The sequence below is a fragment of the Devosia sp. genome (assembly GCF_017744655.1).
Classification (GTDB): Bacteria; Pseudomonadota; Alphaproteobacteria; order Rhizobiales; family Devosiaceae; genus Devosia.
Map to the genome: position 1 here is coordinate 94,731 of NZ_JAGIAW010000001.1, position 19,940 is coordinate 114,670.

18 protein-coding genes are annotated in these 19,940 nt (G+C 61.2%); 15 read left to right on the plus strand and 3 right to left on the minus strand.

Going from position 1 to position 19,940, the window contains the following annotated elements; translation table 11 throughout:
- Positions 1–17: 17 nt before the first annotated feature.
- Genes J7557_RS00395 through J7557_RS00405 form a run of 3 tightly spaced genes read right to left on the minus strand, consistent with a single transcriptional unit; the run spans position 18 to position 3,828 of the window.
- On the minus strand, positions 18–1,640 hold the full coding sequence (locus J7557_RS00395; protein WP_291416238.1) for an ABC transporter ATP-binding protein: 1,623 nt from the start codon (positions 1,638–1,640) through the stop codon (positions 18–20).
- Positions 1,637–2,731: an ABC transporter permease gene (locus J7557_RS00400; protein ID WP_291416240.1), complete on the minus strand. Its 1,095-nt coding sequence runs from the start codon at positions 2,729–2,731 to the stop codon at positions 1,637–1,639. The genes J7557_RS00395 and J7557_RS00400 overlap by 4 nt, the downstream gene beginning before the upstream one ends.
- Entirely contained in the window at positions 2,728–3,828 is a 1,101-nt protein-coding gene (locus J7557_RS00405; protein WP_291416242.1) for a microcin C ABC transporter permease YejB, read from the minus strand. The genes J7557_RS00400 and J7557_RS00405 overlap by 4 nt, the downstream gene beginning before the upstream one ends.
- Positions 3,829–4,018: 190 nt before the next feature.
- Here J7557_RS00405 and J7557_RS00410 point away from each other — a divergent pair, with 190 nt between their 5' ends.
- The 15 genes from J7557_RS00410 (at position 4,019) to J7557_RS00480 (ending at position 19,937) form a co-directional block, all read left to right on the plus strand.
- The gene (locus tag J7557_RS00410) at positions 4,019–4,252 is read left to right on the plus strand and encodes a hypothetical protein (protein WP_291416243.1); all 234 of its coding nucleotides are present in this window, start codon (positions 4,019–4,021) and stop codon (positions 4,250–4,252) included.
- Between the two features lie 120 nt (positions 4,253–4,372).
- A complete protein-coding gene (locus tag J7557_RS00415; RefSeq protein ID WP_291416245.1) occupies positions 4,373–4,975 on the plus strand; it encodes an AprI/Inh family metalloprotease inhibitor in 603 nt (200 codons plus the stop codon).
- A 161-nt stretch (positions 4,976–5,136) separates the two neighbouring features.
- Positions 5,137–6,267, plus strand: coding sequence for a cell division protein ZapE (gene zapE / locus J7557_RS00420; protein WP_291416247.1), 1,131 nt, complete (start codon positions 5,137–5,139; stop codon positions 6,265–6,267).
- Between the two features lie 140 nt (positions 6,268–6,407).
- Positions 6,408–7,370 carry a malate dehydrogenase gene (gene mdh / locus J7557_RS00425; protein ID WP_291416249.1) on the plus strand — a complete coding sequence of 321 codons (963 nt, stop codon included), beginning with the start codon at positions 6,408–6,410 and terminating at the stop codon, positions 7,368–7,370.
- Between the two features lie 92 nt (positions 7,371–7,462).
- Positions 7,463–8,662, plus strand: coding sequence for an ADP-forming succinate--CoA ligase subunit beta (gene sucC / locus J7557_RS00430; protein ID WP_291416251.1), 1,200 nt, complete (start codon positions 7,463–7,465; stop codon positions 8,660–8,662).
- A gap of 24 nt (positions 8,663–8,686) precedes the next feature.
- The gene (sucD, locus tag J7557_RS00435) at positions 8,687–9,595 is read left to right on the plus strand and encodes a succinate--CoA ligase subunit alpha (RefSeq protein ID WP_291416253.1); all 909 of its coding nucleotides are present in this window, start codon (positions 8,687–8,689) and stop codon (positions 9,593–9,595) included.
- Between the two features lie 405 nt (positions 9,596–10,000).
- A complete protein-coding gene (locus J7557_RS00440) occupies positions 10,001–13,006 on the plus strand; it encodes a 2-oxoglutarate dehydrogenase E1 component (protein ID WP_291416255.1) in 3,006 nt (1,001 codons plus the stop codon).
- A 24-nt stretch (positions 13,007–13,030) separates the two neighbouring features.
- Positions 13,031–14,305, plus strand: coding sequence for a 2-oxoglutarate dehydrogenase complex dihydrolipoyllysine-residue succinyltransferase (gene odhB / locus J7557_RS00445; RefSeq protein WP_291416256.1), 1,275 nt, complete (start codon positions 13,031–13,033; stop codon positions 14,303–14,305).
- A gap of 168 nt (positions 14,306–14,473) precedes the next feature.
- Positions 14,474–14,926, plus strand: coding sequence for a hypothetical protein (locus tag J7557_RS00450; RefSeq protein ID WP_291416258.1), 453 nt, complete (start codon positions 14,474–14,476; stop codon positions 14,924–14,926).
- 54 nt (positions 14,927–14,980) lie between these two features.
- Positions 14,981–15,469 (plus strand): hypothetical protein, encoded by a 489-nt coding sequence (locus J7557_RS00455; protein WP_291416260.1) that lies wholly within the window; start codon positions 14,981–14,983, stop codon positions 15,467–15,469.
- 51 nt (positions 15,470–15,520) lie between these two features.
- Positions 15,521–15,910, plus strand: a complete 390-nt coding sequence (locus tag J7557_RS00460; RefSeq protein WP_291416263.1) for an MAPEG family protein — start codon at positions 15,521–15,523, stop codon at positions 15,908–15,910.
- Between the two features lie 83 nt (positions 15,911–15,993).
- Positions 15,994–16,626 (plus strand): LysE family translocator, encoded by a 633-nt coding sequence (locus J7557_RS00465; protein ID WP_291416265.1) that lies wholly within the window; start codon positions 15,994–15,996, stop codon positions 16,624–16,626.
- A 22-nt stretch (positions 16,627–16,648) separates the two neighbouring features.
- Complete coding sequence (gene lpdA / locus J7557_RS00470; RefSeq protein ID WP_291416267.1) at positions 16,649–18,058, plus strand: dihydrolipoyl dehydrogenase; 1,410 nt, start codon at positions 16,649–16,651, stop codon at positions 18,056–18,058.
- Between the two features lie 317 nt (positions 18,059–18,375).
- On the plus strand, positions 18,376–19,356 hold the full coding sequence (locus J7557_RS00475; RefSeq protein WP_291416269.1) for a TRAP transporter substrate-binding protein: 981 nt from the start codon (positions 18,376–18,378) through the stop codon (positions 19,354–19,356).
- Between the two features lie 53 nt (positions 19,357–19,409).
- A complete protein-coding gene (locus J7557_RS00480) occupies positions 19,410–19,937 on the plus strand; it encodes a TRAP transporter small permease (RefSeq protein ID WP_291416270.1) in 528 nt (175 codons plus the stop codon).
- Positions 19,938–19,940 lie beyond the last annotated feature (3 nt).

Here is a 19,940-nt window from a genome sequence, read left to right on the forward strand (position 1 = left end):
TTTGTCTAGCGCTGAAGTTAGTCGGTTTCTTCCGCCGGGAACAACCCGTCGGTTGTGGTTTCGATATCGAAGGCTGCGGCCATCAGCTGGCGCGTATAGGGATCGCGGGGGCGAGCGAAAATGCCAGCGGCCGGGCCGGATTCGACCACCTTGCCATTGCGCATGACGACGACCGAATGGGCCAGCGCTTTTACGACACGTAGGTCGTGGCTGATGAAAAGGTAAGTCAGGTGGCGGCGGCGCTGTACATCGCGCAGGAGATCGATGACCTGGGCCTGGATGGAAATATCGAGCGCCGAGGTTGGCTCGTCCAACACGAGGAAATCGGGCTCCAGCACAAGGGCGCGGGCAATGGCGATGCGCTGGCGTTGGCCACCGGAGAATTCATGCGGATAGCGATTGGCTGATTTGGGGTCGAGCCCGACTTCTCCGAGCACGGCGACGACACGGGCCTCGCGCTCGGCCACGGTCAGGCGCGGCATGTGAACCTTCAAACCCTCTTCGACGATCTCGCCCACCGACATGCGCGGGCTGAGCGATCCGAAGGGGTCCTGGAAGACGATCTGCATATGCTTTCGCATCGGCCGCAGGGCGCGGCCCGAGCGCCCAGCGATATCCTGGCCCAGAACGACAATCTTGCCGTCCGACGGAATGAGGCGGAGGAGGGCATAGCCAAGCGAGGATTTTCCCGAGCCGCTCTCGCCGACAACGCCCAGCGTCTCGCCCTTGTGGATGGCGATGTCGATGCCGTCGACGGCGCGGATATGTCCGACCGTCCGGCGCAACAGGCCGCGCTTGATCGGGAACCAGACCTTTAGGTCCTTGGTCTCGACCAGAATGGGTGAGGCGGATTTGGGCAGCACCGGCGCGCCGCGCGGGGCGGCCGCCAACAATTTCTTGGTGTAGGCGTGCTTTGGCGCGGCGAAGATCTCTGCTGTCGGCCCACTCTCGACGATCTCGCCCTGGGTCATGACACATACCCGATCCGCGATCTTGCGCACGATGGTCAGGTCATGGGTGATGAACAGCATGGCCATGCCGTGCTGGCGCTGCAGCTTTTTCAGCAAAGCCAGGATTTGCGCCTGCACGGTCACGTCGAGCGCCGTGGTCGGTTCGTCGGCTATAAGAAGCTTTGGATTGTTCGCCAGCGCCATGGCGATCATGACGCGCTGGCGCTGGCCGCCCGAAAGCTGGTGCGGATAGTCGTCGATGCGGCTCCCTGGATCAGGAATGCCGACTTCGGCAAGCAGCTCCAGCGTGCGCTTGCGCGCTGCCGTCTGGCGCAGGCCCTGATGCGTCGCGAGGATTTCACCGATCTGTTTGCCCACGGTATGCACTGGGTTCAGCGAACTCATCGGCTCCTGAAAGATCATGCCGACATCGTTGCCGCGCACTGCGCGCAATTCATTGGCTGAGGCAGCAACGAGGTTTTGGCCGCTCAGCGAGACCGTCCCTTCGAGCGAGGCCGAGGGCGGTAGTAGTTTCAGGATCGACAGCGCCGTCACCGACTTGCCCGAACCACTTTCGCCCACCAGCGCCAGTGTCTCGCCGGGCGCGATGTCGAAGCTAACCTTCTTCGCCGCCTCGAAGGCGCCGAACCTTATCGTCAGGTCGCGGACGGAAAGAAGGGGACCGGTCATTTGAACGTCTTCCGCGGATCGAAGGCGTCGCGGACGGCTTCGCCGATGAAAACCAGCAGGGTCATCATGATGGCTATAGTGAAAAAGCCGGTGAGGCCCAACCAGGGGGCCTGCAGGTTGCGCTTGCCTTGTGCCAGCAGTTCACCCAGCGAGGGCGAACCCAGCGGCAGACCGAAGCCGAGGAAGTCGAGCGAGGTCAGCGTCGTCACTGAGCCCGATAGGATGAAGGGCATGAAGGTCAGCGTCGCCACCATGGCATTGGGCAGCAGGTGCCGCCACATGATCACGCCATTGGAAACGCCGAGCGCGCGGGCCGCGTTGACGTATTCAAAATTGCGGGCGCGCAGGAATTCGGCGCGGACGATGCCGACGAGCGAAACCCAGGAGAACAGCAGCAATATTCCGAGCAGCACCCAGAAACTTGGCGCAATGACGCTCGAAATGATCAGCAGCAGATAGAGCGCCGGCACAGAGGTCCAGATTTCAATGAGGCGCTGGGCGATGAGGTCGATCCAGCCGCCAAAATAGCCCTGAACGGCACCAGCGAAGACGCCGATGATCGACGAAACGACGGTCAGGATCAGGCCGAAGAGGATGGAGATACGGAAGCCGTAGATGAGGCGGGCCAGCACGTCGCGGCCCCGGTCGTCGGTGCCGAGCCAGTGGTAATTGCCGAGATTGCAATTGGGATCGGCCACCCCCAGCGGATAGCGCGAGCAGAACTGGTCCCAGCTCTGCATCCAGCTTGGCGGATTGGTGCCGGAGGAGGGGAGGTAGCCATCCACCGTGTCGTGACTGAAGCGCACGGGTGGCCAGATGGCCCAGCCATTGGCGGCGATTTCCTCGGCGATGAAAGGCTGGCGATAGTCGGTGGTGGCGAGGAAACCGCCGAATTTGGCCTCGGGATAGGTGACCACGGCCGGCACCAGCAGTTCGCCCTTATAGGACACTAGGATGGGCCGGTCATTGGTGACGAGTTCGGCACCCAGCGTCACCACGAAGAGCACGAGGAAAATCCAGAGCGACCACCAGCCCCGCTTGTTGGCGCGGAAATTGGCCCAGCGGCGCTGGTTGAGCGGCGACATGCTCATGTGTCGCGGCTTTCGAAATCGAGCCGCGGATCGACCCACATATAGGCGAGGTCGGAAATAAGCCCGATGACGAGGCCGAGCAGCGAGAAAATGTAGAGCGTCGCAAAGACCACCGGATAGTCGCGGGTGGAAATGGCTTCAAAACCGAGGAGGCCGAGGCCGTCGAGCGAGAAAATGGTCTCGATCAGCAGCGAGCCGCCGAAGAAGGCGCCGATGAACGCGCCGGGAAAGCTCGCAATGATCAGCATCATGGCATTGCGGAAGACGTGGCCATAGAGCACGCGGTTTTCCGTCAGGCCTTTTGCGCGCGCCGTCACCACATATTGCTTGGAGATTTCATCGAGGAAGGAATTCTTGGTCAGCAGCGTAGCAGTGGCAAAGGCCCCAAGCCCCATGGCGGTGATGGGCAGGACCAGGTGCCAGAAATAGTCGAGCACCTGCCGCCAGAGCGGGAAACTGGCAAAGCCGGGCGAGGTAAGGCCGCGTAGCGGAAAGACTGACCAGAAACTGCCGCCGGCAAAGAGCACGACCAGCGCAATGGCGACGAGAAAGCCGGGGACGGCATAGCCGATGATGACGACGGTGGAGGTCCAGACGTCAAAGCGCGAGCCATCGCGGCGGGCCTTGGCTATCCCCAGGGGTATCGAGACGCCATAGGCGATCAGCGTCATCCAAAGCCCAAGCGAGATCGAGACCGGCATTTTCTCCTTCACCAGGTCGATCACCGAAATGTCGCGATAATAACTCTCGCCGAAATCGAAGCGCAGATAGTTCCAGAGCATATTGCCGAAGCGTTCGAGCGGCGGCTTGTCGAAGCCGAACTGTTTTTCGATGCGCGCGACGAGTTCGGGCGGCAGGCCTTGGCGGCCGCGATATTCGCCGCCCTTCTGGCCGGCGCCCTGCGGCGGCTGAGACAGTGTTTCGTCGCCCCCACCGGTGACGCGTTCGCTGAGGTCGACATTCTGGCCTGACATATTGGCCAGTGCCTGCTCGACGGGGCCGCCTGGGGCGAACTGGGTTATGAGAAAGGAAACGGCCATGATGCCGAAGATCGTCGGAATCATCAGCAGTAGACGGCGGATGATATAGGCGCCCATCTCGTTCCCTGTTCGGGCCCTCTCTGGTCGCGAGGCAAATCACCTTGCGCCTGCGGGGCTTTAACCGCAATGCATCATTTGCGCGCCGCTTTGGCAATGTCCCAAGCGCGCTGAGTCGTTCGATTGAGCATGGATTGGCATTGCCGCCGAGCGGTCAGCCGGTCACAATTGAGCGAGAAGAGGAGCGGATATGGATTTTGTCACCATTGGCCAGGTGCGCGACGAAGGCGTGGCGCGGATCATTCTCGTGGCCCTGCGCGCGCATGGCTTTCATCCGCTGGAGCCGCGCGATGGCGGCCTGCCGGGCGTGCCAAACCTCTTTGGCCGCGAGGGTGTGGGCATCGATGTGCCGGAAGATGAAGCCACCGATGCAACGCTTCTGTTCCAAGAGTTGTTGAAAGACATGACTGGGCCCAACACCTAAAACTGCCATAAAGGAATGCAAGATTTTCTGTGCGGGTCGGGCGTTGAACCCTGAGGCAGCTTCGGTTAATAAGCCGCCTAATGAGTTAATTTCCTTTAAGCCTTCGGGCAGGAGTGACCAATGAAGGTTTGGATGCGCGGAGCCGGCTCCGTGATTGGATTGGGCCTCGTCGCGCTGGCGCTGGCCGGTTGTTCGTCGACCGCTCGGTCCAACACGGCCGATCTCAACGTCGTGCGCGCACCGCAGCAATTGCAGCCGGTGCAGTCGTCCTCAGTGCAACAGGGCACGCTGCCCGCAATCGGTGCAACCGGTACGCCGGCCCCGGGTCTCTCGGGCACGCCGGTTCTCGGCGGCGCTCCGGCCATGACCACGGCCACGGCGACCACCCCCGGCCAGCTCGGCACCAATAGCTCGATCGTCAATGTCGGCGCTCCGGCGACCGGTTTCTCGACGGGTCCGGAAGGCGTGTGGACGGTCTCGGCCGGCACGGGCACCTGCCAGCTCAACCTGCCGATGACCGCAAAGACCGGCACGAACTACTACCGTGCCTCGTCCCCGGGTTGCGCAGTGCCGCAGATCGCTTCGGTCACCGGTTGGCAGCAAGTCGGCAGCCAGCTGCAGCTCTATGATGATAACGGCAACATCGCTGCCTTCCTCGCTCCCTCGGGCGGCCGCTATATCGGCACCGTGAGCGGTGGCCAGGCGATCTCGATGTCGCGTTGATTTTTTTGGGCCGGTCCTTAGCGACCGGCCTTTTCTTGACCTCCTGAGGTCCAGCCTCCCCACCATGTCACCCCCGCGAAAGCGGGGGCCTCTGTTTCAAACGGAGGTTCCCGCTTTCGCGGGAATGACACCGTGATTGTCTTGGTACCGGAACTCTGTCCATGACCTCTTCCCTCCAGGGTCCCGTCCACAAAGCCTATCTCGATCTTGTCGCGCGTGGTGCGCTGACGAGCGATCCGGCGCAGCTCGATGCTACGGCGCATTTCGATCGCGTCCTTCATGACGTCATGGCCGCCAAGTCCAAAAGCTTTTTGGGTCTGCGCACCAAGCCCAAAGCGGTGCGCGGGCTCTATCTCGTGGGCGAAGTCGGCCGTGGCAAGACCATGCTCATGGACCTGTTCTTCGCCGCCCTGCCGACGCGCCACAAGCGCCGCGTGCATTTCCACGAATTCATGGACGAAGTGCATGCCGGCATTTCGGCCTTCCGCAAGGCGGCCCGGGGCAAGAACGAGGATGCCGACCCGGTCGAGGCGGTCACCAAGCCGATCCTGAAGTCCGGCCTGCGCGTCCTTTGTCTGGATGAGTTTCACGTCCACGACATTACCAATGCCATGCTGCTCGATCGGCTGTTCGAAAAGCTCTTTGCCGGCGGCGTCACACTAATCGCTACCTCCAATGTGGTGCCGGACCAACTCTACAAGGATGGCCTCAACCGTCAGCTTTTCCTGCCGTTTATCGCGCGGCTCAAGGAAGAGACTGAGGTCGTCGAACTGCTTTCCGAGCAGGATTATCGCCGCCTGAAATTTGCTGGCCAGCAGGTCTATGCCTTCGGCAGCGACACGCGCGCCACCATGGACAAGCTCTGGCTCCGCATCACCGGCGGCGAGCCCGGCCGTCCGGGCGTCGTGGAAAGCATCGGCCGACAGATTCCGGTGCCGCTGCAATCCATGGGCGCGGCCCGCTTCAACTTTTCCGATCTCTGCGAAAAGCCGCTCGGCACGCGCGACTTCGTCCGCATCGCCCACCACTTCGATTCGCTTGTTATCGACGGCATCCCGCAGATGGACCGCACTAGGTCCGACGCTGCCAAACGCTTCATCCTCCTGATCGATAGCCTCTACGACCGGGGCGTAAAACTCGCTGCCAGTTTCGAAGTGCCGCTCGAACAACTTGGCCGCGACGACAAGACGGCCTTCGAATTCCAGCGCACCATTTCGCGCCTCAATGAGATGCAGTCCGAAGAGTACCTGGCAAAGGGCCTCCGCGATGCCGCGCCGGCGGAGGGGGTCTGAAGCTCCACATGCCCATTTGGCATACCCCCATCGCCCATCGGCAAGGCGATTTGCGCCTTTACGACGAAGGGTTCACTTGCCCCTCCTGCCCGGTAGGGTTAAGACGTGCGCCAAATCAACGCAGTCCGGGATGAAGACTTATGGCGCGTAAGAAGATCGCACTCATTGGCTCGGGTCAGATTGGCGGTACTCTCGCCCTTCTCGCAGCCCAGAAGGAGCTTGGCGACGTCGTGTTGTTCGACGTGGTTGACGGTGTTCCGCAGGGCAAGGCCCTCGACATCTCCCAGTCCGCTCCCAGCCAGAGCTTCGACGCGGTCATCAAGGGCACGTCCGAATACAAGGACATCGAAGGCGCCGACGTCGTGATCGTCACCGCCGGCGTCCCCCGCAAGCCCGGCATGAGCCGCGATGACCTCCTCGAAATCAACCTCAAGGTGATGGAACAGGTCGGCGCCGGCATTACCAAGTACGCTCCGAACGCCTTCGTCATCTGCATCACCAACCCGCTCGACGCGATGGTCTGGGCCCTGCAGAAGTTTTCGGGCCTGCCGACCAACAAGGTCATCGGCATGGCCGGCGTTCTCGATAGCTCGCGCTTCGTGCACTTCATCGCCGACGAACTCGGCGTGTCGGTCGAAGACGTCAATGCCTTCGTGCTCGGCGGCCACGGCGACACCATGGTGCCGCTCGCCCGCTACTCGACCGTTGCCGGCATTCCGCTGACCGACATCGTCAAGATGGGCTGGATCACCAAGGAACGTCTCGACGAAATCATCCAGCGCACCCGTGATGGCGGCGCCGAGATCGTTTCGCTGCTCAAGACCGGTTCGGCCTTCTATGCTCCGGCTGCTTCCGCCATTGCCATGGCCGAAAGCTACCTCAAGGACAAGAAGCGCATCCTGCCGTCCGCTGCGTTCCTTTCCGGCCAATATGGCGTCAAGGACACCTATGTCGGCGTGCCCGTGCTGATCGGCGCCGGTGGCGCGGAAAAGGTCATCGAGATCTCGCTCAACTCGGCCGAGCAAAAGGCCTTCGACAAGTCCGTAGAGGCCGTTGAGGGCCTGATCGCGGCGTGTAAGAAAATCGCGCCGAAGCTGGCGTAAGAATAAGAAAAGCCGCTGGTAGCCCCAGCGGCTTCTCCCTTTCCGGTCTCCAGAATCGGCCGGATCATCTCTGCCCACCCAAGGGGAATTCAATGAACATCCATGAACATCAGGCCAAGGCGCTGCTGAAGGAATATGGCGCGCCCGTTGCTGCCGGCGTCGCCATTTTCTCGGCTGACGAGGCTGAAGCTGCAGCCAAGTCGCTGCCCGGCCCGCTCTATGTGGTCAAGAGCCAGATCCATGCCGGCGGTCGCGGCAAGGGCAAGTTCAAGGACCTTGGTCCCGATGCCAAAGGCGGCGTGCGTCTCGCCAAGTCCGTCGAGGACGTGGTCAAGAACGCCAGGGAAATGCTGGGCAACACGCTCGTGACCAAGCAGACCGGCGACGCCGGCAAGCAGGTCAATCGCCTCTATATCGAAGACGGCGCCGATATCGCCCGCGAACTCTACTGCTCGCTGCTGGTCGATCGCGCGACGTCCAAGGTGTCCTTCGTCGTTTCGACCGAAGGCGGCATGGACATCGAAGCCGTTGCTCACGACACGCCTGAAAAGATCATCACCGTCGGTATCGATCCGGTCGCTGGCGTCACCGCTGCCGATATCGCCAAGATCAACTCGGCGCTGAAGCTCGACGGCACGGCCGCCGTGGATGGCGAACACCTGTTCCCGATCCTCTACAAGGCCTTCACCGAGAAGGACATGAGCCTCCTCGAAGTGAATCCGCTGATCGTCATGGAAAACGGTCGCCTGCGCGTTCTCGACGCCAAAGTCTCGTTCGACAACAACGCCTCCTTCCGTCACGAAGAGCTCAAGCCCCTTCGCGATCTCTCGGAAGAAGATGCCAAGGAAATCGAAGCCAGTAAGTATGACCTCGCCTACGTTGCCCTCGACGGCAATATCGGCTGCATGGTCAACGGCGCAGGCCTTGCCATGTCCACCATGGACATCATCAAGCTCTATGGCGCCGAGCCGGCCAACTTCCTCGACGTTGGCGGTGGCGCGAGCAAGGAGAAGGTGACCGCGGCCTTTAAGATCATCACTGCCGATCCGGCCGTGAAGGGCATCCTGGTCAACATCTTTGGCGGCATCATGCGCTGCGATGTCATCGCCGAAGGCGTGATCGCTGCAGTCAAGGAAGTCGGTTTGAAGGTTCCGCTGGTGGTTCGCCTCGAAGGCACCAACGTCAAGGAAGGCAAGGCCATCCTCGACAATTCGGGCCTCGACGTGATTTCCGCCGATGACCTCGACGACGCCGCCCAGAAGATCGTCGCCGCTGTCGGCAAAGCCGCCTAAGCGCACTGCAGAAGAGAAAAACCAATGTCTATTCTCGTCAACAAAGACACCAAGGTTCTCGTGCAGGGCCTCACCGGCAAGACCGGTACCTTCCACACCGAACAGGCTCTGGCTTACTACGGCACCAAGATGGTTGGTGGCGTGAACCCCAAGAAGGCCGGTGAAACCTGGACTTCCGGTCTCGACGGCTCGGCCTCGCTGCCGGTGTTCGCTTCGGTTGCCGAAGGCCGCGAAAAGACCGGCGCCAATGCCTCGGTCATCTATGTTCCGCCTCCGGGCGCCGCTGCCGCCATCGAAGAAGCAATCGACGCTGAGATTCCACTCATCGTCTGCATCACCGAAGGCGTGCCGGTCATGGACATGGTTCGCGTCAAGGCAAAGCTCGAAAAGAGCAAGTCGCGCCTCATCGGGCCGAACTGCCCCGGCGTCCTGACCCCGGAAGAATGCAAGATCGGCATCATGCCGGGCTCGATCTTCTCCAAGGGCTCGGTGGGTATTGTTTCGCGCTCGGGCACGCTTACCTATGAAGCAGTGTTCCAGACCACCAATGAAGGCCTCGGCCAGACCACGGCTGTCGGCATCGGCGGCGACCCGGTCAAGGGCACCGAATTCATTGATATGCTCGAAATGTTCCTCGCTGACGAAGCCACCAAGTCGATCATCATGATCGGCGAAATCGGCGGCTCGGCTGAAGAAGAAGCAGCGCAGTTCCTGATCGACGAAGCCAAGCGCGGCCGCAAGAAGCCGATGGCTGGTTTTATCGCCGGCCGTACTGCTCCCGCCGGCCGCACCATGGGCCATGCTGGCGCCGTAATTTCGGGCGGTAAGGGTGGCGCTGAAGAAAAGATCGCGGCCATGGAAGCTGCCGGCATCAAGGTGTCGAGCTCCCCGGCCCGTATCGGCAAGACGCTGGCTGAAGTCCTGCGCGGCTAAGGCCACAACCGCGGTGTCATTCCCGCGAAAGCGGGAACCCCTATTTGGTAACGGAGGTCCCCGCTTTCGCGGGGATGACACGGTGGGTTGGTTAGGGCTTGGCGCTATGTTGTTTATGTCGTCACCACCGGGCGGGCCCGGCAATGACGACGAGAATAATATGCTGCGGTCGCTTCATTCGACCAATGTCGGTCGCGCTTCAGTCACGGTTCGGTGTTAAGCCTGCCGGTAGACGAGAAAAATTGTAGTGTGAGCCGCGGCGCCTCCCACGGGCGCCGCAAGTCTTAACAAGATACAAAGGAAAAGCGGTCAATATTCCCCCACTTTGGGCGGCCGCATTTAGAGCCGGCTCTCCGCCGGTTTGTTGAGAAGGATGGCAGGACGCAAGGTCCTGCACAAAAAGCGATGACACGACAGGAAAAGAACGACACGTTCTTGCTGACCTCGTTCCTCTATGGGGGGAACGCCGACTACATCGAACAACTCTATTCCCGTTACAAGACGGACCCCAACAGCGTCGATTCGACGTGGTCCAGCTTCTTCTCCCGGCTTGATGACAGCGATGGCATCGCCGAGAAGAACGCTGCTGGCCCAAGCTGGGGCCGCAAGGACTGGCCACAGTCCGCGAGCGGCGATCTCGTTTCCGCGCTAGACGGAAACTGGGGCGAGGTAGCGATCAAGGCGGAAAAGGCTACGACCAAGAAGGCCGCTGCCGAAGGCAAGCCCGCGCCGACCGCCAGCGATGTGCTGCAGGCAACGCGCGACTCGATCCGTGCCATCATGATGATCCGTGCCTATCGCATGCGCGGGCATCTCCATGCCGATCTCGACCCGCTGAAGATGAAGGCCGAAGAGCCGGCGCCGGAACTCGATCCGCGCAGCTACGGTTTCACCGACGCCGATTTCAGCCGCAAGATCTTCATCGACAACTATCTCGGGCTCGAATACGCCACGATCCCGGAAATGCTGGCGATCCTTGAGCGCACCTATTGCGGTACGGTCGGCATCGAGTTCATGCACATCTCCGATCCTGAAGCCAAGCAGTGGATTCAGGAACGCATCGAAGGTCCGGACAAGGAAATCACCTTCACTGCCGAAGGCAAGAAGGCGATCCTCAACAAGCTGGTCGAGGCCGAAGGTTTCGAAAAGTTCCTGGACGTCAAGTACACCGGCACCAAGCGCTTCGGCCTCGATGGCAGTGAAGCCGCAATTCCCGCGCTCGAACAGATCATCAAGCGCGGCGGCGCCCTCGGCATCAAGGACGTCGTGCTCGGCATGGCCCACCGCGGCCGCCTAAACGTTCTGACCCAGGTGCTGCAGAAGCCGCACCGCGCGCTGTTCCACGAATTCAAGGGCGGCGCCTTCTACCCCGACGACGTCGAGGGTTCGGGCGACGTGAAGTACCACCTCGGTGCCTCTTCCGACCGCGAATTCGACGGCAACAAGGTCCACCTGTCGCTGACCGCCAACCCCAGCCACCTCGAGATCGTCGATCCCGTCGTGCTCGGCAAGTCGCGCGCCAAGCAGGACCAGCACATCTCTCCCGATGGCAAGCTCGTCAACATCGCCACCGACGGCAAGCCGGATCGCTCCATGGTTCTGCCGCTGCTGATCCATGGCGATGCGGCCTTCGCCGGCCAGGGCGTCATTGCGGAGTGTCTCGGTCTCTCGGGCCTCAAGGGCCATCGCACCGGCGGTTCGATCCATCTGGTCATCAACAACCAGATCGGCTTCACCACCTCGCCGATGTATTCGCGCTCTTCGCCCTATCCGACCGACGTCGCCAAGATGATCGAGGCCCCGGTTCTGCACGTCAACGGTGACGATCCGGAAGCCGTGGTCTTTGCGGCCAAGGTCGCGGTCGAATACCGCCAGAAGTTTGCCAAGCCTGTCGTCATCGACATGTTCTGCTACCGCCGCTTCGGCCACAACGAAGGCGACGAACCGAGCTTCACCCAGCCGCTCATGTACTCCAAGATCCGGAGCCACAAGACCACGCTGGAGCTCTATTCGGAAAAGCTCGTCAGCGAAGGCGTGCTCTCCGCCGATGACGTCGAACAGCTCAAGGCCGCCTGGCGCGCCAAGCTCGAGACCGAATTCGAAGCCGGCCAGGATTACCGTCCGAACAAGGCCGACTGGCTCGATGGCGCCTGGAAGAATTTCAAGCCCGCCCACGACGATGGCGCTCGCCGCGGTGAAACCGGCGTTGCCCTCGACAAGCTGATCCAGATCGGCACCAAGCTGACGCAGGTTCCGGCCGACCTCAACGTGCACCGCACGGTCAAACGCTTCCTCGACAATCGCCTCGGCGCAATTGAATCGGGCGAGGGCATCGACTGGGCAACCGCCGAAGCGCTCGCGTTTGGTACGCTCGTCACCGAAGGCCATCCGGTGCGTCTCTCGGGGCAAGATTGCGAACGCGGCACCTTCAGCCAGCGTCACTCGGTGCTGAACGACCAGCAGGTCGAGAACAAGAGCTATACCCCGCTCAACAATCTCGATCCGGAAAACCAGGCTCGCTACGAAGTCATCAACTCGATGCTTTCGGAAGAAGCGGTGCTCGGCTTCGAATATGGCTACTCGCTGTCCGAGCCGCGCGCTCTGACCCTCTGGGAAGCCCAGTTCGGCGACTTCGTGAACGGTGCGCAGGTCGTCATCGACCAGTTCATCTCCTCGGGTGAGCGCAAGTGGTTCCGCATGTCGGGCCTCGTGATGCTTCTGCCGCATGGCTATGAAGGGCAGGGCCCGGAGCACTCCTCCGCGCGTCCCGAACGCTTCCTGCAGCTTTGCGCCGAAGACAACATGCAGGTCGCCAACTGCACGACCCCGGCCAACTACTTCCACATCCTGCGTCGCCAGCTCAAGCGTGACTTCCGCAAGCCGCTGATCCTGATGACCCCCAAGAGCCTGCTGCGCCACAAGCGTGCCGTCTCGGGTCTCGTGGAACTTGGTCCGGACAGCGTCTTCCACCGTCTCCTTTGGGACGATGCCGAGGCACCGGGCCTGCCCAAGACCACGATCAAGCTCGCTTCGGACGATAAGATCCGTCGCGTCGTGCTCTGCACCGGCAAGGTCTATTACGATCTGCTCGAAGACCGCGAGAAGAAGGGCGTCGACGACGTCTATCTGCTGCGTGTCGAACAGCTCTATCCGTTCCCGGCCAAGGCGCTTCTCGACGAACTCAGCCGCTTCCCAAATGCGGAAGTGGTCTGGTGCCAGGAAGAGCCGAAGAACATGGGTGCATGGGCCTTCATCCAGCCCTATGTTGAATGGGTTTTTGACCAGATGGGCCGCGAATATCAGCGCGTCCGTTATGTCGGCCGTCCGGCCGCTGCCTCGCCGGCGACTGGCCTGATGCGTACGCATCTGGCTCAGCTCCAGGCATTCCTCGATGAAGCCTTCGCCAAGTAAGCGCCAAGATAAAAGGATCAAACAATGTCGACAGAAATCCGTGTGCCGACGCTGGGCGAAAGCGTTACCGAAGCAACCATCGGCCAGTGGTTCAAGAAGGTTGGCGACACCGTCAACGCCGATGAGCCCCTGGTTGAGCTTGAAACCGACAAGGTGACTATCGAGGTTCCGGCCCCCGCCGCAGGCGTCCTTGAAGCCATTGCTGCCAATCCCGGTGACACCGTTGATGTGAACGCGCTGCTCGGCGTCATCGCTGCCGGCGCTGGCGCCGCTGCCTCGGCTCCTGCTGCGGCCCCCGCCGCAGCGCCGACCCCGGCCAAGGCTGAAGTGCCTGCCGCCAACGCTGCCGGTCCCGAGCCGATCCAGGCCACCGACCGCGCTCCGGCTCCCTCGGCCCAGAAGCTGATTTCCGAGAACGGTCTTGAAGCCGGCAATATCGCCGGTTCGGGCAAGTCCGGTCAGGTTCTCAAGGAAGACGTGCTCTCGGCTCTGGCTCGTCCGGCCGCTCCGGCTCCCACCGCTGCTCCGGCTCCGGCCGCAGCGCCCGCTCCTGCTGCGAAGCCTGCCGCTCCGCGTGCCCCGACCGCTGCAGGCGATGCCGAGCGCGAAGAACGCGTCAAGATGACCCGTCTGCGCCAGACCATCGCTCGTCGCCTCAAGGACGCGCAGAACACCGCTGCCATGCTCACCACTTTCAACGAAGTGGACATGAAGCCGGTCATGGACCTGCGCAATTCCTACAAGGAACTGTTCGAGAAGAAGCATGGCGTGAAGCTGGGCTTCATGGGCTTCTTTGCCAAGGCCGTCGTCCACGCCCTCAAGGAAATTCCGGCCGTCAACGCCGAGATCGATGGCGATGACCTGATCTACAAGCAGTATGCCCACCTTGGCGTCGCCGTTGGTACAGACAAGGGCCTCGTCGTCCCGGTCGTGCGCAATGCCGACCAGATGAGCATTGCCGAGATCGAAAAGGAAATCGGCAACCTCGGCAAGAAGGCTCGCGACGGTCAGCTGTCGATGGCCGACATGCAGGGCGGCACCTTCACCATCTCCAACGGTGGTGTCTATGGTTCGCTGATGTCGACCCCGATCCTCAACGCACCGCAGTCGGGTATCCTCGGCATGCACAAGATCCAGGAACGCCCGGTCGTCGTCGGCGGCCAGATCGTCATCCGCCCGATGATGTATCTCGCGCTCTCCTACGATCACCGCATCGTCGATGGTAAGGAAGCGGTCACCTTCCTCGTCCGCGTCAAGGAAAGCCTTGAGGCTCCCGAGCGGCTGGTCCTCGACCTGTAAGACGTCTCCCTTCACGAATTTCATGAAAAGGCCCGCTTCGGCGGGCCTTTTTACGTGAGCTAACCAAAGCGTGTTGTGGGTGGTGCTCGACGTTAGCAGTCTGTTAGCGCATACACCCCTTAAGCATAGAGCTGTCGTATCATTGTCATATCCACCGGAGATGTGGTTTTGCGTTCCTGTCTGGCCCTGGTCGTTTCCCTGCTGAGCCTGGTTGTCCCCGCTCATGCCCAGGAAAATTCCGCCGCCAATAGCCAGCTCATCGGCGAGCTCATGGCCTTTCACGGCTCGCAGGCCATCGTGCAGGTGATGACCACGCATTGCTACGAAACCACCGGCCTAGACGGTGCCTACAAAACCGCCGCAGACAATTGGTATCTCAGGAATATCGGCTTTCTCGATCTCGCCGATCGCGTCATCGTCAGCCTTGGCGGCGCAGCCGAAGGCCAGCAGCGGGCGGCCGAAACCTATGGCGGTTCGCAGATCATGAGCGCCTACAATCAGGCTGCTGACAAGAACAGCTTCTGCCGGGCTTTCCTCGAACAGGTCGACTCCGGCGCGCTCGATATCAACAATCAGCTCCCCGCGCCGCTGAAGCGCGCCCAGGAAATCGCTTCCTCCTGATCTTGCCTTGGCCAATGGCTCGCCTAAACTCCTCTGAGGGCAGGGGGATTGGGCATGCGCTGGCTTGCGGTATTCGTCACTTTATTGGGTTCTACGTCGGCCATGGCGGCGCCAGATTGCACGTTTGAGCAAGCGATCTACACGCAGCCTGACGGACGGCAGTTGCAGTTCCAGCCGGTTCCGCGCGACGCGCCCGCGAACCAGACCGCGTCCTTCATTCTCACCCTCAGGGCCGGCCAGGAGCTGACTGGCGCGATCATGTGGCCCAACGGCTATTCCACGCCACTCTGGAGCGCCGAGGGGCCATGTGCCCCGGACGACAAGGAAATTTGTCAGTTCGGCCAAGAGGAAAACAACACGACCTATGTTCTTGGCGACGCTGGTATCGAGCGCTTGCCGCAGGAGATGGGCGGAACGCCGGCTCGACAGGTGCTGCTTCCCCGGTTGAGTTCAAGTCTCTGGTATTCCTTTTATCGCGACTCCGAATTCGACCTCGACGAGGATTCTGGCGACGTCTTCACCTTTTCGGGCTGCGCAAACTGATCTGACCGCCCCGGCGTTTCGTTTTCAGAACTGTCTATCGAGGATTTGCACATGAGCACCGAACTGACGCTTCTGATCTGGAGCGCCGTGCTGGCGCTGGGATATGTCGTTGTGCAATCAACGGCTTACCGGCTCGACTACGGTATCGTCTTTGCCGGCACGCAGCGCGACAACGAGCGCCCGCCCAACAAATGGGCTGCCCGGGGCAACAAGGCGCTGCGCAATTTTCTTGAGACCTATGCCATTTTCATTGCACTCGCGGTCGCGACAGAAATTGCCGGTCGATCTGATGGCCTGACCCAGTGGGGTGCGCAGATCTGGTTCTGGGCCCGCTGGGCATACCTCCCCGCCTATTTCATCGACATCCCGTTCCTCCGCTCCGGCATCTGGACCGTCTCGATGATCGGTCTCGTCATGCTTTTCGTCGGCGTCGCCTTTTAGGATAGGGGGCCTTGCCGGGCGCCGCATTGCCGCCCGGCAGCCAGTGGTGTAACGCTTGCCGCGCTTAACCTTGCGGTGCAATCATGGATTTTCCCTGGCTCGAATTTGCAGGCCTCATGCTGGCCTTCGGCATCAATGCGGTCATTCCCGGCGCCGATTTCGCCATGGTGCTGCGACAGTCGGTGGTGCACAACCGCCGCGCCGCGCTCTTCACCTCTGCAGGCATAGCGACATCGATCCTCGTTCACGGCACCTATACGCTGCTTGGCGTCGGTGTGATCGTCGGGCAGTCACTGCTTTTGTTCAACATCTTGAAGTGGTTGGGCGCGGCCTATCTGGTCTGGCTGGCCATCGCTGCGCTCCGCAGCCCGCCGCCGCAGCCGCCGACCGAGATGGACGCTGCCGGTGCGCGTCGCGGCGATATGGCCGCGTTTGCGCTGGGGTTCCTGACCAATCTGCTCAATCCAAAAGCGGTGCTCTTCTTCCTCGCGCTCTTTACGTCGCTGGTCTCCATTCACACGCCGGGCGAAATAAAAGTTATCTACGTGGGCAGCATGAGCCTTATGCTTTTTACCTGGTTCGCATTGGTGTCGGTTTTCTTTACGACCCCTTCGGTGCGACAGGGCTTTTTCCGAGTCGGCCGGTGGTTTAATCGGGTGACCGGCATTACATTCCTGGCGTTGGCCGTTCGCGTCGCGCTGGCACAGCAGCGCTAAACTTTTCTGAGGCTTTGAAATCATGGCAGACCAATTCGACCTAGTAGTTATCGGCTCCGGCCCCGGCGGCTATGTGGGCGCCATTCGCGCCGCGCAGCTCGGGCTCAAGGTTGCCGTGGTCGAGAAGTGGCCGACGCTGGGCGGCACCTGCCTCAATATCGGCTGCATTCCCTCCAAGGCGCTGCTGCACGCGTCCGAGCTGTTCGAAGAAGCCGGCCACAGCTTTAAGACGCTCGGCATCGACATCTCGACGCCGGTTCTGAACCTGCCGCAGATGATGAACCACAAGGCTGACGTGGTCGCTTCTAACGTGGGTGGTGTCGACTACCTGTTCAAGAAGAACAAGATCACCGTTTTCCGCGGCATCGGTTCCATCCCGGCTGCCGGCAAGGTGCTGGTGACGCCGCAGTCTGGTCCGCAGACCGAAGTTCTGACCAAGAACATCGTCATCGCGACCGGTTCGGTTTCGACCAACCTGCCGGGCATCGAGATCGACGAAAAGACCGTTGTCACCTCGACGGGCGCACTGACGCTCGACAAGGTGCCGGCGCGTCTCCTCGTCATCGGTGCTGGCGTGATCGGGCTCGAGTTGGGTTCGGTCTGGGCTCGCCTTGGCTCGCAAGTCACCGTCGTCGAATATCTCGACCGTATCCTGCCCGGCATGGACAGCGAAGTTGCCCGCCAGTTCCAGCGCATGCTGCAGAAGCAGGGCATGGAATTCAAGCTGTCGAGCAAGGTGGCTGGCGTCGACAAGCAGGAAGACGGCTCCCTCAAGGTGCGCGTCGAGCCTGCCAAGGGCGGCGAAGTCGAACTGATCGACGCCGACGTGGCGCTGGTCGCCATCGGCCGTAAGCCGTTTACCGAGGGCCTTGGTCTGGAAATCGCCGGTGTCGCTCTCGACGAGCGCGGTCGCGTGAGCGTCGATGGCCACTACAAGACCTCGGTCGACGGCATTTACGCCATCGGCGACGTGATTGCCGGTCCGATGCTGGCGCACAAGGCCGAAGACGAAGGCATTGCCGTTGCCGAAATCCTGGCTGGTCAAGCCGGCCATGTGAACTACGCCGCTATCCCGTCGGTCGTTTACACCAATCCGGAAGTCGCTTCGGTCGGCAAGACCGAGGACGAACTGAAGGCTGCTGGCGTGAACTACAAGATCGGCAAGTTCCCCTTTACCGCCAATGGCCGTGCCAAGGCGATGCTGGCGACGCAGGGCTTTGTGAAGATCCTCGCGGATGTCGAAACCGACCGCGTGCTCGGCGCGCATATCGTTGGCAAGAATGCCGGCGAGATGATCCACGAGCTGGTGACGCTGATGGAATTCTCCGGCGCTGCCGAAGATCTTGCACGCACTACGCATGCTCACCCGACCCTGTCGGAAGCCGTGCGCGAAGCCGCACTCGCGCTGGGCGATGGGGCGATCCACATCTAAGGTCGAGGCCTCACCTCCGGGTCATTCCCGCGAAAGCGGGAATCCTTGGCAGGTGAGGGAGATCCCCGCTTTCGCGGGAATGACGCTGCGACAGTTGAACTTAATAAGGCGCCGCCAATCGCGGCGCCTTCTTCGTCTCTCAAAAGTCATCATACAACATACGGAGAATTGTATGTTGACTTGTCATTTGTACTTCCATACCAGTTCTAACCGTGGCGCTGGCTCATGCAAGAGGTGGCGTCGAGGGGCCGGCTTGATCGGCCAGGCATGCGCGGTTCGTGGAGGAGCCGCTCGTGTTGGATCTTGGGAGGACACCAATGTTTCATCTGCCAAAGATGGCGGCTCTGGCCGTCGTCGCGACTTCGCTTATGGTTTCGGCCGCCAGCGCCCAGACGGTGCTGCGCTCTTCCGATACGCACCCCGATGGCTATCCGACCGTTGAAGCGGTCAAGAAGTTTGGCGAACTGTTAAGCGCCAAGACCGATGGCCGCTATTCGGTTGAGGTTTTCCACTCGGCCCAGCTCGGCCAGGAAGCCGACACGATCGAACAGACCCAGTTCGGCGTGATCGACATGAACCGCATCTCGATCGGCGCCTTCGGTACGCAGGTGCCGGAAGCCACCGTAACCCAGCTGCCCTATATTTTCCGGTCTGCCGACCACTTCCACAATGTGCTCGATGGCCCGATCGGTGAGGAAATCCTCAAGGCTTTCGACGCCGTCGATGTCGTGGCTCTCGCCTTCTACGATGGCGGCGCTCGTTCGTTCTACAATAGCGAAAAGCCGATCACTTCGCCCGAGGACATGGCAGGGCTGAAGTTCCGCGTCATGCAGTCGGACATTTTCGTCGACATGGTTGGTGCCCTTGGCGCCAACGCGACGCCGATGCCTTATGGCGAAGTCTACTCGGCCATTCAGACCGGTGTCATCGAAGGCGCTGAGAACAACTATCCGAGCTATGACACAGCCGGCCATGCCGAAGTCGCCAAGTACTACTCGCTCGACGAGCACCTGATGGTGCCGGAAGTTCTGGTGATCTCCAAGGTCGTCTGGGACGGTCTGACGCCTGAAGATCAGGCGCTGTTCCGCGAGGCTGCCAAGGAATCCGTTGCTGCGCAGCGCGAATTCTGGGCTGCCAAGGAAGTCGAATCCAAGGCTGCCGTGGAAGCTCTCGGCGCCACGATCAACGAAGTCGACAAGGCGCCGTTCATCGAAGCGATGAAGCCCGTCTACGAAAAGTATGTCACCGATCCCAAGCTGCAGGATCTCGTGGCCCGCATCCAGGCCACTGAAGGCTGACTTGAGCCGGGCCGGTCTTCGGACCGGCCCGCGCCGCTTGGGAGTTCATGCTCATGAGAGATCGGCTGTTAAAGGTCAGCAGCGCCTTGCGGATGCTATCCGATGCCTCGCTCTGGATCGCCGGCATTGGTCTTGTCGCCATGACGGCGATCGTCGCCTACCAAGTCTATATGCGTTTTGTCGTCAACGCCTCGCCGCCCTGGACCGAGTCCGGCTCGATCATGATCATGAGCTGGTTCATTTTCCTCGGCGCCGCCGTTGGCGTGCGGGAAAATTTCCATATGGGCTTTGACGTCCTGCTCTACTTCTTGCCGCCTGCCGGCAAACCCTGGCTGCGTGCCGTCAGCGATTTGGCCATTCTCGCTTTTGCCGCTGGCATGGTGTTATACGGCGGCGAACTGGCCCTGCGCGGCTGGAGCGTGCGCATACCGGTTCTCGGCCTGCCGCAGACCTTTACCTATCTTCCCATCGTGATTTCGGGCGTCCTGATGTGCCTGTTTTCGCTCGAGCGCATCCTGTTGCGTGCCGCTGGCGAGAATGTGGACGAGGTCGAAGCCGATGCCACGATGACGGCGGACTGAGGA

What these genes read in the sequence shown, in the direction of transcription:
- J7557_RS00400 (WP_291416240.1), bottom strand. Translation starts at nt 2,731, where the DNA reads ATGAGCATGTCGCCGCTCAACCAGCGCCGCTGGGCCAATTTCCGCGCC.
- J7557_RS00410 (WP_291416243.1), top strand. Translation starts at nt 4,019, where the DNA reads ATGGATTTTGTCACCATTGGCCAGGTGCGCGACGAAGGCGTGGCGCGG.
- J7557_RS00415 (WP_291416245.1), top strand. Translation starts at nt 4,373, where the DNA reads ATGAAGGTTTGGATGCGCGGAGCCGGCTCCGTGATTGGATTGGGCCTC.
- J7557_RS00405 (WP_291416242.1), bottom strand. Translation starts at nt 3,828, where the DNA reads ATGGGCGCCTATATCATCCGCCGTCTACTGCTGATGATTCCGACGATC.
- zapE (WP_291416247.1), top strand. Translation starts at nt 5,137, where the DNA reads ATGACCTCTTCCCTCCAGGGTCCCGTCCACAAAGCCTATCTCGATCTT.
- J7557_RS00475 (WP_291416269.1), top strand. Translation starts at nt 18,376, where the DNA reads ATGTTTCATCTGCCAAAGATGGCGGCTCTGGCCGTCGTCGCGACTTCG.
- sucC (WP_291416251.1), top strand. Translation starts at nt 7,463, where the DNA reads ATGAACATCCATGAACATCAGGCCAAGGCGCTGCTGAAGGAATATGGC.
- J7557_RS00460 (WP_291416263.1), top strand. Translation starts at nt 15,521, where the DNA reads ATGAGCACCGAACTGACGCTTCTGATCTGGAGCGCCGTGCTGGCGCTG.
- J7557_RS00440 (WP_291416255.1), top strand. Translation starts at nt 10,001, where the DNA reads ATGACACGACAGGAAAAGAACGACACGTTCTTGCTGACCTCGTTCCTC.
- J7557_RS00480 (WP_291416270.1), top strand. Translation starts at nt 19,410, where the DNA reads ATGAGAGATCGGCTGTTAAAGGTCAGCAGCGCCTTGCGGATGCTATCC.
- J7557_RS00455 (WP_291416260.1), top strand. Translation starts at nt 14,981, where the DNA reads ATGCGCTGGCTTGCGGTATTCGTCACTTTATTGGGTTCTACGTCGGCC.
- lpdA (WP_291416267.1), top strand. Translation starts at nt 16,649, where the DNA reads ATGGCAGACCAATTCGACCTAGTAGTTATCGGCTCCGGCCCCGGCGGC.
- J7557_RS00465 (WP_291416265.1), top strand. Translation starts at nt 15,994, where the DNA reads ATGGATTTTCCCTGGCTCGAATTTGCAGGCCTCATGCTGGCCTTCGGC.
- sucD (WP_291416253.1), top strand. Translation starts at nt 8,687, where the DNA reads ATGTCTATTCTCGTCAACAAAGACACCAAGGTTCTCGTGCAGGGCCTC.
- mdh (WP_291416249.1), top strand. Translation starts at nt 6,408, where the DNA reads ATGGCGCGTAAGAAGATCGCACTCATTGGCTCGGGTCAGATTGGCGGT.
- J7557_RS00395 (WP_291416238.1), bottom strand. Translation starts at nt 1,640, where the DNA reads ATGACCGGTCCCCTTCTTTCCGTCCGCGACCTGACGATAAGGTTCGGC.
- odhB (WP_291416256.1), top strand. Translation starts at nt 13,031, where the DNA reads ATGTCGACAGAAATCCGTGTGCCGACGCTGGGCGAAAGCGTTACCGAA.